Below are 13,089 nucleotides of genomic sequence, written 5' to 3' on the forward strand. Positions count from 1 at the left end.
GAGGCGTCGACCGGCGTCCGCTCGGCCGACCCCGGGCCGGTGCACCTGAACCTGGCCTTCAGGGAGCCGCTGTCCACGGCGGTGACCCTGGCCGCCGACGCTCCGCCGACCGACCCGACCGACCCGACCGACCGCGCAGGGCTCGCCGGGCCTGCGGCCCCGAGCGAACGGACCCTGGTCGTGCCGGCCGGCCCGCGCACGGTCGTCATCGCCGGCCACGCGGCCGGCCCGGCGGCCGAGGAGCTCGCCCGCGCCGCCGGCTGGCCGCTGCTGGCCGAGGTCTCCAGCGGCGCCCGCTTCGGACCCACCCTCGTCGCGGCCTACCGCGAACTGCTCCGCGACCCCGAGTTCGGCGGCCGGATCGAGCGAGCGATCGTGTTCGGCCACCCCACGCTGAGCCGGGAAATCCCCGCCCTGCTCCAGCGAGGCGACGTTGAGGCCATCGTCGTGGTCTCCCCGGGCGCCGAGCGGTACAACCCCGGTCGCCGGGTGGCGCACTTCGCCGCCGCTGCCCGGCCGGACGAGGCGGTCGCAGCCGCCGCGGCGACCCCGGAGGCACGAGAGTGGCTCGGTCGGTGGGTGATGACCAGCCGGCAGATCCTCGCGGCCGACCCGGCCCTGGCCGCCGCGCCGATCGATGAGCGCGGCATCACCCGCGCCGAACTCGCCTTCATGCGCGCCCCGGTCACCCGGCCCCTTCTCGTGGATGCCGTGTGGCGCGCGTCCTGGCCGCACGACCGCCTGGTCCTCGGCGCCTCCCGCCTGATCCGGGAGGCCGACAGCCGGGTGCCGGGCAAGAAGATCACGGTGCACGCCAACCGGGGACTGGCCGGGATCGATGGCACCATCGCCACGGCCATCGGAATCGCGCTGGCCGGCCAGGCGGGGCCGGATCCTCGTTCGACCGGCACGACCAGGCTGCTGCTGGGCGACCTCGCCCTCCTGCACGATGCCGGGTCGTTGCTCCTGGCGCCGGGGGAGCCGCTGCCCCGGCTGCAAGTCATCGTCGGCAACGACGGAGGAGGCAGCATCTTCGACGGGCTCGAGGTGGCCGCTTCGGCTCCGGCCGCGGCCCTCGACCGCGTGCTGTTCACGCCCCAGCAGGTCGACCTGTCCGCGCTCGCCGCGGCCTACGGCTGGGAGTACGGCCGCGCCGCGACACGGAGCGAGCTCGAACGCGCGCTGACCGCCCCGCCTCGCGGTCCGAGCATCCTCGAAGTTCCCCTCGCCCGATAGCCGCCTCGCGGGTACCCGCGGCGATAGGGTAGGCGGACTGATCACTGAGGAAGGGGCTCGGCATGGGCGCGAAGGCGAAAATCGAGAAGTTCTGGACGGTCGACCCAATCGACTCGCTCCGCGTGAAACCAGGCTTCAGCCTCGCGGACGTCGACACGTCGGCGACCCCCGGGTTTGACGGCAAGAAGAAGCACTCGGCCGAGGCGCTGCGCAAGGGGGCGAACATCTTCCGCCACCAGCAGGAGATGTTCTTCGCCGACAGCCAGGACGGGGACGAGCGCAAGGTGCTCCTCGTGCTCCAGGCCATGGACACGTCCGGCAAGGGCGGAATCGTTCGCCACGTCGTCGGCGCCGCCGACCCGCAGGGCATCGACCACTTCGCCTTCAAGGCGCCCACCAAAGCCGAGCTGTCGCACGACTTCCTCTGGCGCATCCGCAAGCAGCTTCCCCGCGCCGGCCGCATCGGTGTCTTCGACCGTTCGCACTACGAGGATGTCCTGATCGCCCGCGTGCGGGAGCTGTCCCCCCTGGAGACGATCGACCAGCGCTACGACGAGATCAACGCGTTCGAGCAGGAGCTCGCCGACGACGGCACGACGGTGATCAAGGTGATGCTGCACATCAGCTCCGACGAGCAGAAGTCGCGCCTCGCAGAGCGGCTCGATCGGCCGGACAAGTACTGGAAGTACAACCCGGGAGACGTCGACGAGCGGCTGCACTGGCCCGCGTACCAGGAGGCCTACCAGGTGGCCCTCGAGCGGACATCGACGAAGGCGGCCCCGTGGTTCGTCGTTCCGGCCGACCACAAGTGGTACGCCCGCCTCGCGGTGCAGCACCTGCTCATCGACGCGCTCACCCGGATGGAGCTCAGCTGGCCGGAAGCTGACTACGACATCAAGAAGGAAAAGGCCCGCCTCCGCGCCTCCTGAGCGGCACCGGCGGGGTCAGTCGAAGGCCTCGACGACCGGCCGGAACTTCATCCGGGTCTCGGCGAGCTCCTTCTCCGGGTCCGAGTCCAGCACGATGCCGCAGCCCGCGTACGCGGTGACGTCACCGTCCGGACCGACCTGGGCGCAGCGCAGGGCGATGGCCCACTCGCCGTCGCCGTCCGCGCCGACCCAGCCCACCGGCCCGGCGTACCGGCCGCGGTCGAACGGCTCCAGCTCGCGGATGAGCGCGAGGGCGCTCTGCGTGGGCGTGCCGGCCACCGCGGCCGTCGGGTGCAGCGCGGCGATCAAGTCCAGCGAGGTCGAGCCGTCACTCAGCGTGCCCTCGAGGTCGGTCGCGAGGTGCCAGAGGTTGGGCAGTTTCACCGTGAACGGGATCTCGCTCGTGGTGATGTGCGAGGTGTGCGGGCGGAGCGACTGCAGCACGCTCTGCACGGCGAACTCGTGCTCGTCGCCGTCCTTGGTCGAGGTCGCCAGGGCGAGGGCGGCCTCGGTGTCGGCCACGGGATCCGTCCCCCGCGAGATCGTCCCGGCGAGCACCCGGGCGTTCACTTCTCCGTGGTCGGCCCGGATCAGGGTCTCCGGGCTCGAGCCGAACAGCCCGTCGACGGCGTAGGTCCAGCAGTCCGGGTAACCGCCGGCGAGCTCGGTGATCGGCCGGCGCAGGTCGGCCCCGGCGGGCAGCCGGCCGACCAGGTCGCGCGCAAGCACGACCTTGCTCAGGTCCTGGGCGGCAATCCGCCCGACCGCCTCGGCGACCACGGCCCGGTAGCCGTCCGCCGGCAGCGACCCGGGGCCGAGCGAGACCCGGTATTCGGCGCCCAGGGGGTGCAGCTCGAGCGGGATGTCCGGCGCGGCAGAGCCGGTGGGCCAGATCCTGGTCACCCAGCACTGCCCGTCCTCCCGGCCGACGACGACCTGCGGCACGATCAGGACGCTGGCCTCGGCGGAGGACTCGGCGAAGGCGAAGGCGCCGAACGCGAGCAGGCCGGTGCCGGTGCGGGCGAGCGGGTCGGTGACCGTGGCCGCCTCCACCACGCGGCGCCAGGCGAGGGCGGCATCCGTCATGCGGGTCGGCCCGGAGAACTCGAGCCGAAGCGCGGTGCCGATGCCGGCCAGGCCCTGGGTCCGACGCATCCAGAGCAGCGGGTCGCGCCGGTCGAGCAGCGGAATGAGCTGGCGGATGTCGGGAATCGGGGTGGTTTCGACCGTCAGGGCCTGCACATTCACGGGTCCAGACTACGCCCGAGTCCGGCGGGGCCCGGCCCGACCTAGACTGGAGGGATGACCAGGGCAGACCTCAACAAGCAGCCGGCGCAGGTTGCCGCCATGTTCGACCAGGTCTCCACGCACTACGACCGCACGAACGCGGTGCTCTCGGTCGGCAACGCCGCCCTGTGGCGCCTGGCGACGACGAAGGCGGTCGGCCCGCAGCGGGGCGAGCGCATCCTCGACATCGCCGCCGGCACGGGCACCTCCAGCGCCGCGCTCACCCGCACCGGCGCGCACGTCGTCGCCGCCGACTTCTCCAGCGGGATGATCGAGGTCGGCCGGACGCGCCACGCCGACAACCCGAACCTCGAGTTCGTGCAGGCGGACGCGACGGCGCTTCCCTTCGCCGACGACGAGTTCGACGCCGTGACGATCTCGTTCGGGCTCCGCAACGTCGTCGAGCCGAAGAAAGCCCTCGCCGAGTTCTACCGGGTGCTGAAGCCCGGCGGGCGCCTCGTCATCTGCGAGTTCTCGACGCCGCCGTTCGCGCCGATCCGCGCCGGCTACTTCGCCTACCTCAACCACGTCATGCCCCGGATCGTCAAGCTCGCCTCCTCCAACGCGGAGGCCTACGACTACCTCGGCGAGTCGATCGCGGCCTGGCCGGACCAGGCCACGCTCGGCGGCTGGCTGGGCGAGGCCGGTTTCGCCTCCGTCGCGCACCGCAACCTGACCCTCGGGATTGTCGCCCTGCACCGCGGGGTCAAGCCGGCGGCTACGCCGGCGGCTACGCCGGCGGCGGACTCCTGATTTCTTCCCAACTCCCATCGTTTAGGCTGACAGAGTGAAACCGAGCGCTCCCGTGATCCGCCGCAGTTCATCGGTGACGTCGCAACTGGGTCTGGGCGACCGCATCTTCTCGACGGCCGCCGACCGGGTGCTGGTCGCCGGCATCGATGCCGGCATCGTGCAGGTCGAGGCGGGCCTGCTCGCCGAGGTCACCTTCGCCGACGAAATCGCGAACGTGACCAGCCGTTACCTGCTGAACGCCGGCGGCAAGCGTGTGCGCCCGATGCTCGCCCTCCTCACCGCCCACCTCGGCGCCGGCTCGGTGCCCGACGTGGTGACCGCGGCGACCGCGATCGAGATCACCCACCTGGCCTCGCTCTACCACGACGACGTGATGGACGATGCCGAAAAACGGCGCGGCATCCCGAGCGCGCAGACCGTGTGGGGCAACTCCGTCGCCATCCTCACCGGCGACCTGCTCTTCGCCAGGGCCAGCCAGCTGATGGCCCGGCTGGGCGAGCGCGCCATCCGCCTGCAGGCGGACACCTTCGAGCGACTCGTGCTGGGCCAGCTGCACGAAACCGTCGGAGCGCAGGGCGGCGCGGACCCGGTGCAGCATTACATCCAGGTCCTCGCCGACAAGACCGGGTCGCTCATCGCGGCCGCCGCGCAGGCCGGCGTCGTGTTCTCCGGAGCCCCGGGCGAGTTCGAACGACCGGTCGTGCTGTTCGGCGAGCGAATCGGCGTGGCCTTCCAGCTCATCGACGACGTCATCGACCTGTCCCCCCAGCCCGAGTCGACCGGCAAGGTGCCCGGAACCGACCTGCGGGCCGGGGTCGCCACACTGCCGCTCCTGCGCCTGCGCGAGCGCGCCGAGACGGATGCGAGCGCCGCCTCCCTGGTGACGCGGCTCGAACAGGACGTGATGTCCAGCGGCGGCGAGCCCTCCGCCGTCGCCGACGCGGCAATCACGGCGCTGCGCGAGCACGAGGTGACCGCGGAGACGCTCGCCGAGGCGCACGGCTGGGCCCGCAACGCGGTCGCGGCGCTCGAGCCCCTGCCTGCCGGATCCGTCAAGAAGGCGCTCACCCGCTTTGCCGAAACAATCGTCGAGCGTTCCAGCTAGAAGGGCTCCCATGACCAAGTTGCGATTGGCCATAGTCGGCGCGGGGCCCGCGGGCATCTACGCCGCCGACATCCTGCTCAAGGCCGAGCGGAACTTCGACGTGTCCATCGACCTGTTCGACCACCTCCCGGCGCCGTACGGGCTGGTGCGGTACGGGGTCGCCCCCGACCACCCGCGGATCAAGGGCATCATCAGCGCGCTGCGGAACGTGCTCGATCGCGGGGACATCCGGCTGTTCGGCAATGTGCGCTACGGCACCGACATCACCCTCGACGACCTCAAGAAGCACTACAACGCGGTGATCTTCGCCACCGGCGCGGTGCGCGACGCCGACCTCAGGATCCCCGGCATCGATCTCGCGGGTTCCTACGGCGCGGCCGGGTTCGTGAGCTGGTTCGACGGGCATCCCGACGTGCCGCGCACGTGGCCGCTCGAGGCCGAAGAGGTGGCCGTCATCGGCAACGGCAACGTGGCCCTCGACGTGGCGCGCATCCTGGCCAAGCACGCCGACGACCTGCTGACCACCGAGATCCCGGCCAACGTCTACGAGGGGCTGAAGGCCTCGCCGGTCACCGACGTGCACGTGTTCGGGCGCCGCGGGCCGACATCGGTCAAGTTCACCCCGCTGGAACTGCGGGAACTGGGCGAGCTGCGCGACGTGGACATCGTGCTCTACGACGAGGATTTCGACTACGACGACGCGGCCAGGGACGCGGTCGCCAGCAACAAGCAGGTCTTCGTCATCGACAAGGTGCTGAACCAGTGGCGACAGCGCGAGACCGGTCAGGCGAGCCGCAGGCTGCACCTGCACTTCTTCGCCAAGCCGGTCGAGGTCGTCGACGACGGCACGGGCCGGGTCGGCGCGTTCCGGTACGAGCGCACCCGTCCGGATGGCGCGGGCGGGGTCGTCGGGACCGGCGAGATCCGCGAGCTGCCGATCCAGGCCCTGTACCGGGCGGTGGGCTACTTCGGCACGCCGCTGCCCGGCATCCCGTTCGACAAGAAGCGCGGCGTCATACCCAACCGCGAGGGACAGGTGCTCTGGAAGGGCGCCCCGTCGTCCGGTTCGGCCAGCGCCAACCAGCAGATGTACGGCGTCTACGTGACCGGGTGGATCAAGCGCGGCCCGGTCGGCCTGATCGGCCACACCAAGTCGGACGCGATGGAGACGATCAGGCACCTGATCAACGACCTCGGCAACTGGTGGCGGCCCGAGGCGCCCTCCGAGCAGAGCATCATCGACCTGCTCGACGAACGCGGCATTCGCTACACGAACCTGGCCGGCTGGCACAACCTCGACCAGCACGAGCTCGCCCTGGGCGCCGAGGACGGTCGCACGCGCGTCAAGGTCGTCCCGCGCCCCGACATGGTCGACATCTCCCGCGCCGAATAGCCCCACCCGTCATCCGCCGAACTGTGAGTTTGGCACCTTCCCGGAACCCGGGAAGGTGCCAAACTCTCAGTTCGGCGTGGGGGGTGGCGCGGGATTAGCGGTCGAGGAGCTCGCGGACGGCGGCCTCGAAGACGGCCAGGTGTGCGTCGACGTCCGCGGCGGTCGTGTCGGGGGACATCAGCGCCATGTTGTGGAACGGCGTCAGCAGGATGCCCCGGTTCGCCAGGTAGAGGTGCAGGAAGTCCTCGATCCCCTCGTCCGCGGCCTCGTGCGCCTCGGTGCCGGTGCGCGGGTACGGCTTCACGAACCGGTACTCCGCACGGGCGCCGAGCTGGTTGATCGCCCACGGCAGGTCCAGCTCGTCCAGGATGCGCTGCATGCCCTCCGTGAACAGGGTCGCGGTGGCGATCATGCCGTCGAACGCGTCATCGGTGAGCACGTGCTCGAGGGTGGCGCGCATGGCGGCGACCGACAGCGGGCTGCCGGCCAGGGTGCCGCCGACACCGCCCATGTCGACGAGGTCGAGGTCGGTGCGGCCGAGCACCCGGTCGGCGATCTCCGCGGACAGGCCGTACGCGCCGCTCGGGATGCCGCCGCCGATCGCCTTGCCGATCACCACGATGTCCGGGTCCAGGCCCCAGGCCTTCGTGGCGCCGCCTGGCCCGGCCGAGAAGGTGTGCGTCTCGTCGATGATGAGGAGCGCGCCGTACTTGCGGGTGAGCTCGCGCACGGCCTCGTGGTAGCCCGGATCGGGCAGCACGATGCCGATGTTGGTTAGTGCCGGCTCGATCAGCACCGCGGCGACATCCTCGTGCGCCAGCTGGCGCTCGAGGCCCTCGAGGTCGTTGAACTCCGCCACCCGGCTGGTCTGGGTCACGTCGACGGGCGCGCCGACGTTGCCGGGTCGGCTCATGCCCTCCCCGTCGGGGCCGACGACGATGAGCGACTCATCGACGCTGCCGTGGTAGCAGTAGCTGTGAAACAGGATCTTCGGGCGGTCGGTGAGCGCGCGCACCAGGCGGATGGCCCAGCGGTTCGCGTCGGTCGCGGTGAGCGAGAAGCTCCACCGGTCGACCCCGAACCGGCGGGTGAGCTCCGCGCCCACCCATTCGGCGTCCTCGGTCGGCAACATGGTGGTCAGGCCGCCCTGCTCGTAGATGCGGCGTCCGATGGCGTCGACCACGGCCTGCGGGGAGTGCCCGGCCATGGCACCGGTGTCGCCGAGCGCGAAGTCGATGTACTCGTGCCCGTCGATGTCGGTGACCCGGTTGCCCCTGGCGCCCGCGAGATAGAGCGGGAACCCGCCGGCCTTCTTGTTCATCCACGTCATCGGCACCTTGCCGAAGAGATGCGTCGCGCCGGCGTACGCGGTGGCGGACTTCGGATTCCGGCTTGCGAAACTCGCCAGTTCGCGCTCGTGCAGGTGGGCCAGTCTGTCGCGGTCGATCATGATGCTCCCTCGGGTTGACTCACGGATCTGCTGCGAGCCTACCGGGGGTGCAGTCAGTAGCCGCCTACGCGTTCACCCCGATGTTCAGGAGCCCGACCTGCTGCGGTTTTCGGCGGAGGCTAGCGGAAGTTCACGAACTGGAGGGCGACGTCGAGGTCCTTGCCCTTGAGCAGCGCCATCGTGGACTGCAGGTCGTCCCGGCTCTTCGAGCTGACCCGCAGCTCGTCACCCTGGATCTGGCTCTTCACGCTCTTGGGCGCCTCGTCGCGGATGATCTTGTTGATCTTCTTCGCCTGTTCCTGGTCGATGCCGGCCTTGAGCGACGCCTCGATCCGGTACTCCTTGCCCGACGCGTACGGCTCGCCGGCGTCCAGGCTGCGCAGCGAGATGCCGCGCTTGATCAGCTTGGCCTCGTACACCTCGAGGATCGCCTTGACGCGTTCTTCGCTGGTGGCCTTCATGAGCACCTTCTCGCCGCTCTGCTCGATCGACGCCCCCACGTTCTTGAAGTCGTAGCGCTGTACGACCTCCTTCTGGGCCTGGTGGAGGGCGTTGTCCGCCTCCATCTGGTCGACCTTGCTGACGATGTCGAACGTTGAATCTGCCATGCGTGCAATGCTACCGAGTTCCGCCTCGCCCGGGCGGGTCGCCCGGTTCCCGCAGGTGCTCCAGCTGGGCGCGAACGGATGCCTCCGCCGCGAACCGCACCGCGGCATCCGTCTCGGCGTACACGCGGTCGGTGACCTGCTCGACCGTCGCGCCCGGCCCGAGGTCGGCCAGCGCGCGGCGCACCTGGTCGAGACGATCGCGCCGGTGCGCGAGATACTCCTCGCAGGTCGCCGCGAGGTCGGGAAGCGTCGGGCCGTGCGCCGGCAGCACCGTCGCGGGGCCGAGCGCGCGCAGTGCGGACAGCGACTGCAGGTACGGGCCGAGGGAGCCGTCGGGGTGAACGATCACGGTCGTCCCGCGCCCGAGGATGGTGTCGCCGGTGATCACGGAGCCGTTCGGCCCGTCATCGGGCAGGTGGAAGCAGACCGAATCCGCCGTGTGCCCGGGCGTCGCGACCACGCGGATGCGGGTGCCCGCGGCGCTGATCTCCTCCCCGTCCCGCAGCGGGTCACCGTTGACACAGAACGCGGGGTCGACGGCCCGCACCGGGGCGCCGGTCAGCCGCGCGAACCGCACGCTCGCGGCGGTGTGATCGGGGTGGTGGTGGGTAATCAGTACGAGTTCCACGGGTCCCGCCGAGGCAAGCGCGGCCAGGTGGCCGTCATCGACCGGACCCGGATCGACCACCACGACCGACGCGGCGCCCGGCGCGCCGATGAGGTAGGAATTGGTGCCGTCGAGCGTCATCGGTCCGGCGTTGGGGGCGAGCAGGGTGCGGGTCAGGATGCTGCTGCGGGTTCTCCCGCGCGGCCCGGGTTTCCCGTTGTTTCCCATGCCCGGCAGCCTACCGCCGCAGCTCCGGGGGCCGGACGCCGGGGGAGTGATTCCGCCCATCGGCAAGAGCCCCCGGTGGCCTATCGTGGTGGACATGCGCCCGAGTGAATCCCCCGAGCCGGCGACCCCGGCAGAGCCGGCAGCGACCGTCATCCTGCTGCGGGACTCGGCCAGGGGTGTCGAAGTGCTCCTGCTGGAGCGACCCCATCATCGAGGATCCTTCGCCGGCGCCTGGGTGTTCCCGGGCGGCCGAGTCGACCCGGAGGATGCGGCGCTGTCGGCGCCCGGCGATGACCAGGCGGCGGCCCGCCAGGCGGCGGCGCGAGAGACGCTCGAGGAAACCGGCCTGACGGTCACGGTGGACGCCCTCGTCACGGTCGCGCGCTGGACCCCGTCCGAGACCCAGGCGAGGCGTTTCCAGACCTGGTTCTACTACGCGAAGGCGCCCGGCGACCCGGTTGTGCTGAACCCCGACGAGAGCGTCGACCACATCTGGATTTCCCCCGCGGAGGCGCTGGACCGCCACGCCTCCGGACGGTTCCGGCTGGCGCCGCCGACCTGGGTGAGCCTCAGCGCGCTCGTCGGCACCTCCTCGGCCGAGGATGCCCTCGCCCGGGCCCGGGCGGCCGACCCCGAGTACTTCGCGTCCCGGTTCCATGCCGACCCCCTGGTCGTCGTCTGGGAGGGCGACGTCTCCTTCGGCGCGCCGGAGCTCGTCGACGCGGAGGGCCCGAGGCACCGCCTGGACATGACCGGCCTGCCGTGGCGGTACCAGCGCAGTTCCTGAGTCGCGCCGGGCCCGCTACTGCGGCCGGGCCGTGCTCGAGCGCACGATCAGCTCGAACGGCATGGGGGTGTTCAGTCCTGCCTGGTCGTGCTGGCCCGGATGCAGCTGGTCGAGGAGGATCTCCACCGCGGCCTCCCCCTGCCCCTTGGGGAACTGCGCGATCGTGCTCAGCCCGAAGAACTCGGCCAGTTCGTGGTCGTCGATGCCGATGACCGACACGTCCCGCGGCACGACCATGCCGAGGTCGCGGGCGGCCAGGATGCAGCCGATCGCCATCTCGTCGGACGCCGCGAAGATCGCGGTGGGCCGGTTGTGCGCCCGGCCGAGGAGCTGCTTGGCCGCCTGGTAGCCGCCGGCCATGGTGAAGTCCGCCGGCTGGAACAGTTCCGGGGACGGGTCGATCCCGGCCTCGGTCAGGGCGTACTCGTAGCCGATGCGGCGGTTCGTCGGCAGGTGGAAGTCGAGGTCGAACGCCTTGTTGCCGCCGATGTGCGCGATCCGGCTGTGGCCGAGGGCGAGGAGGTGCTCGGTCGCCAGCCGCGCGACCGCGACATCGTCGATGGTGAGGGTGCGCACGCCGGGGATCGGGCCGCCGACGCCCACGAGGGGCTTGCCGAGGGCGTGCAGGCGGGCCACCTCGTCTTCGGTCAGTTCCAGGGAGATCGCGATCACGGCATCCACTCGCTGGCGCAAGAGGAAGTGTTCGAAGACACTGCGTCGCTCTTCCCCGCCGCCGGTCAGGTTGTAGAGGGTGAGGTCGTAGCCGTTGCGCAGGAGAGTCTGCTGCGCGCCCTCGACGACGCTGGAGAAGAACCACCGGTTGAGGAAGGGCACCACGACGCCGATGTTCTTCATCCGGCCGGACGCGAGGCTGGACGCGGTGGACGAGACGACGTAGCCGAGTTCCCCGGCCGCGGCCTCGACCTTGACCCGGGTCGCCGGCGACACGTGGGCGCTGCCGCTGAGCGCCCGGGAGACGGTGGCGGTGGACACGCCGGCGAGGCGGGCTACCTCGTCGATGCCGACCATGGGGTTTCCTAACCGGGCTGAAGAGGGGTCTGGAGGAATCATATCGACGCCGGCGCGTGCCGATTGCATCGCTGATTTCTCAGTAGGGCCCTGAGCCTAGTATTCTGATTCAGCGCCTCCGGTCACGTGATCTCATATGGTCGGGTGCGTACTGGCGAGTTACCCAAGTGGCCAAAGGGATCTGACTGTAAATCAGACGGCGTAGCCTTCGTGAGTTCGAATCTCGCACTCGCCACATGCCCGGTAGTGACCGGGATGAAAGCCCCGCACGATCCTCTCCGGAGGTGACGTGCGGGGCTTCTTTTTTTGCGCATCCGGCTAGCGTGGAGCCATGACCGCGCCAGCCCACACCGGATTGCTCACTCTTGCCCGCGAGATCGCGCTCGCCGCGGGCGGCCTGGCCAGGGAGCGACGGGAAGCCGGCGCCACGATTGCCGCCACCAAGTCGTCGGCCGAGGACATCGTCACCCACGCCGACCGCGAGACCGAGGCGCTCATCCGTGCCCTGATCGCGGATGCCCGGCCGAACGACGGTTTCTACGGCGAGGAGTCGGACGCCAGTGCCGGCACATCCGGGCTCACCTGGGTGGTCGACCCGATTGACGGCACGGTCAACTACCTCTACGGGATCCCCGCCTACGCCGTCAGCATCGCCGTCGTCGAGGGCGACCCGGACCCGGCCGGCTGGACCGCCCTGGCCGGGGCCGTGTTCAACCCCGCCGCAGGGGAGCTGTTCACCGCGATGGCCGGGGCTGGCGCGTTCCTGGCGGACCGGACGCTGCGGGCCAACACGGGCGTGCCGCTCGAGCTGGCCCTCATCGGAACGGGCTTCTCCTACAGTGCTTCCCGCCGGGTGGAGCAGGCGACGGCCGTACGCGAGCTGATCGGGCGGGTGCGGGACATCCGTCGGATCGGTTCCGCCGCCCTCGACCTGTGCGGTGTGGCGGCGGGTCGTCTCGACCTGTATTACGAGCGCGGGCTCCACCCGTGGGACCACGCGGCGGGCGCCCTGATCGCCCGGGAGTCCGGCGCCCGCGTCGGCGGTTTCGGGGTGGACCGTGAGGGCAGCGAGTTGCTCATCGCGGGCGCTCCGGACCTCTACGACGCCTTCGAGCCCCTGCTCGCAGAGATCTTTGCGGCCGGGCCGGCCGCGGCGGGCGCCTGAGCCCGACAGGTCGGCCGCCGCGGCCCCAGCCCCCGGATTGGCGCGGTTGCCGGGGGTTCCCGGGTGTCCGCAAGGTGAACGGACGGGGGCGGAACGCGACCCGTTTTCGGGTGTCATCCGGGTGAGTCAACTGGAATTCCGGGTCCTCGCGGGTTAGCCTTGACCCAATCGTTATTTTGGCGTTGGCCAAGATGAGCACCTCGCCACCTGCCCGCCGCCTGCGAAAGTCCCACCCTTTGTCACGTCACTCCTCAACTCCGGATGCCAGTGTGTCCGGTGAAAGTGACCCCACGGGGACGGCGCAGCCGCTCACTCGACGTGAGCTTCGGGAACTGCGCGAACGCGAGCTCGTCGCTCCTGCAGCAGCCGCGGCTCCCCTCGAGCCGGCCCCTGCCGCGGCGACTCCTGCGCCTGCCGCGGCGGCAACGCCCGCGACGAACGTCCTCGAGCCCGCACCCGCCGCGGTGCCGCTCGCGCCCGCGCCCGCGTCTGCCGCGGCCACTCTCGCGCCC

13 protein-coding genes and 1 tRNA gene are annotated in these 13,089 nt (G+C 70.8%); 9 read left to right on the plus strand and 5 right to left on the minus strand.

Features of this window, described 5'->3' with window-relative positions; genetic code table 11:
• Together E3O23_RS18180 and E3O23_RS13780 are read left to right on the plus strand one after the other, a co-directional pair.
• Positions 1-1,236, plus strand: a 1,236-nt coding sequence (locus E3O23_RS18180) for a 2-succinyl-5-enolpyruvyl-6-hydroxy-3-cyclohexene-1-carboxylate synthase (protein WP_166790511.1), incomplete at its 5' end; no start/stop codon positions are given.
• A 62-nt stretch (positions 1,237-1,298) separates the two neighbouring features.
• Positions 1,299-2,165 (plus strand): polyphosphate kinase 2 family protein, encoded by an 867-nt coding sequence (locus tag E3O23_RS13780; protein WP_134491921.1) that lies wholly within the window; start codon positions 1,299-1,301, stop codon positions 2,163-2,165.
• Between the two features lie 15 nt (positions 2,166-2,180).
• Here the strand turns inward: E3O23_RS13780 and E3O23_RS13785 are convergent, their stop codons facing one another.
• Positions 2,181-3,407: an isochorismate synthase gene (locus E3O23_RS13785; RefSeq protein ID WP_420897672.1), complete on the minus strand. Its 1,227-nt coding sequence runs from the start codon at positions 3,405-3,407 to the stop codon at positions 2,181-2,183.
• Between the two features lie 60 nt (positions 3,408-3,467).
• On the opposite strand from E3O23_RS13785, the gene ubiE reads away from it, so the two are divergent.
• From ubiE to E3O23_RS13800, 3 genes are read left to right on the plus strand one after another with little or no spacing between them, the layout of a single operon-like run.
• A complete protein-coding gene (ubiE, locus tag E3O23_RS13790) occupies positions 3,468-4,205 on the plus strand; it encodes a bifunctional demethylmenaquinone methyltransferase/2-methoxy-6-polyprenyl-1,4-benzoquinol methylase UbiE (RefSeq protein ID WP_134491923.1) in 738 nt (245 codons plus the stop codon).
• A 34-nt stretch (positions 4,206-4,239) separates the two neighbouring features.
• Positions 4,240-5,310 (plus strand): polyprenyl synthetase family protein, encoded by a 1,071-nt coding sequence (locus E3O23_RS13795; protein WP_134491925.1) that lies wholly within the window; start codon positions 4,240-4,242, stop codon positions 5,308-5,310.
• Positions 5,311-5,320: 10 nt separating this feature from the next.
• Entirely contained in the window at positions 5,321-6,703 is a 1,383-nt protein-coding gene (locus E3O23_RS13800; protein WP_134491927.1) for an FAD-dependent oxidoreductase, read from the plus strand.
• 94 nt (positions 6,704-6,797) lie between these two features.
• Here E3O23_RS13800 and E3O23_RS13805 read toward each other — a convergent pair whose 3' ends face one another.
• From E3O23_RS13805 to E3O23_RS13815, 3 genes are all read right to left on the minus strand, one after another.
• Entirely contained in the window at positions 6,798-8,153 is a 1,356-nt protein-coding gene (locus tag E3O23_RS13805) for a transaminase (protein WP_134491929.1), read from the minus strand.
• A gap of 119 nt (positions 8,154-8,272) precedes the next feature.
• Positions 8,273-8,761 (minus strand): YajQ family cyclic di-GMP-binding protein, encoded by a 489-nt coding sequence (locus tag E3O23_RS13810; RefSeq protein ID WP_134491931.1) that lies wholly within the window; start codon positions 8,759-8,761, stop codon positions 8,273-8,275.
• Positions 8,762-8,771: 10 nt separating this feature from the next.
• Positions 8,772-9,596: an MBL fold metallo-hydrolase gene (locus E3O23_RS13815; RefSeq protein WP_134491933.1), complete on the minus strand. Its 825-nt coding sequence runs from the start codon at positions 9,594-9,596 to the stop codon at positions 8,772-8,774.
• Between the two features lie 94 nt (positions 9,597-9,690).
• On the opposite strand from E3O23_RS13815, the gene E3O23_RS13820 reads away from it, so the two are divergent.
• Positions 9,691-10,383 carry an NUDIX hydrolase gene (locus E3O23_RS13820; protein WP_166790512.1) on the plus strand — a complete coding sequence of 231 codons (693 nt, stop codon included), beginning with the start codon at positions 9,691-9,693 and terminating at the stop codon, positions 10,381-10,383.
• A 15-nt stretch (positions 10,384-10,398) separates the two neighbouring features.
• Here E3O23_RS13820 and E3O23_RS13825 read toward each other — a convergent pair whose 3' ends face one another.
• Complete coding sequence (locus E3O23_RS13825; protein ID WP_134491937.1) at positions 10,399-11,412, minus strand: LacI family DNA-binding transcriptional regulator; 1,014 nt, start codon at positions 11,410-11,412, stop codon at positions 10,399-10,401.
• A gap of 153 nt (positions 11,413-11,565) precedes the next feature.
• On the opposite strand from E3O23_RS13825, the gene E3O23_RS13830 reads away from it, so the two are divergent.
• From E3O23_RS13830 to E3O23_RS18390, 3 genes are all read left to right on the plus strand, one after another.
• Positions 11,566-11,647 (plus strand) — tRNA-Tyr (locus tag E3O23_RS13830).
• Positions 11,648-11,743: 96 nt separating this feature from the next.
• Positions 11,744-12,577: an inositol monophosphatase family protein gene (locus E3O23_RS13835; RefSeq protein ID WP_134491939.1), complete on the plus strand. Its 834-nt coding sequence runs from the start codon at positions 11,744-11,746 to the stop codon at positions 12,575-12,577.
• Positions 12,578-12,846: 269 nt separating this feature from the next.
• Positions 12,847-13,089: hypothetical protein (locus tag E3O23_RS18390; RefSeq protein WP_134491941.1), on the plus strand; the 243-nt coding region annotated here is incomplete at its 3' end.

The sequence above is a fragment of the Cryobacterium tagatosivorans genome (genome assembly GCF_004402215.1).
Lineage (GTDB): Bacteria > Actinomycetota > Actinomycetes > Actinomycetales > Microbacteriaceae > Cryobacterium > Cryobacterium tagatosivorans.

Coding starts and splice junctions, on each gene's coding strand:
- E3O23_RS13815 (WP_134491933.1), bottom strand. CDS start 9,596: ATGGGAAACAACGGGAAACCCGGGCCGCGCGGGAGAACCCGCAGCAGC.
- E3O23_RS13800 (WP_134491927.1), top strand. CDS start 5,321: ATGACCAAGTTGCGATTGGCCATAGTCGGCGCGGGGCCCGCGGGCATC.
- E3O23_RS13805 (WP_134491929.1), bottom strand. CDS start 8,153: ATGATCGACCGCGACAGACTGGCCCACCTGCACGAGCGCGAACTGGCG.
- E3O23_RS13780 (WP_134491921.1), top strand. CDS start 1,299: ATGGGCGCGAAGGCGAAAATCGAGAAGTTCTGGACGGTCGACCCAATC.
- E3O23_RS13825 (WP_134491937.1), bottom strand. CDS start 11,412: ATGGTCGGCATCGACGAGGTAGCCCGCCTCGCCGGCGTGTCCACCGCC.
- E3O23_RS13810 (WP_134491931.1), bottom strand. CDS start 8,761: ATGGCAGATTCAACGTTCGACATCGTCAGCAAGGTCGACCAGATGGAG.
- E3O23_RS13820 (WP_166790512.1), top strand. CDS start 9,691: ATGCGCCCGAGTGAATCCCCCGAGCCGGCGACCCCGGCAGAGCCGGCA.
- E3O23_RS13835 (WP_134491939.1), top strand. CDS start 11,744: ATGACCGCGCCAGCCCACACCGGATTGCTCACTCTTGCCCGCGAGATC.
- ubiE (WP_134491923.1), top strand. CDS start 3,468: ATGACCAGGGCAGACCTCAACAAGCAGCCGGCGCAGGTTGCCGCCATG.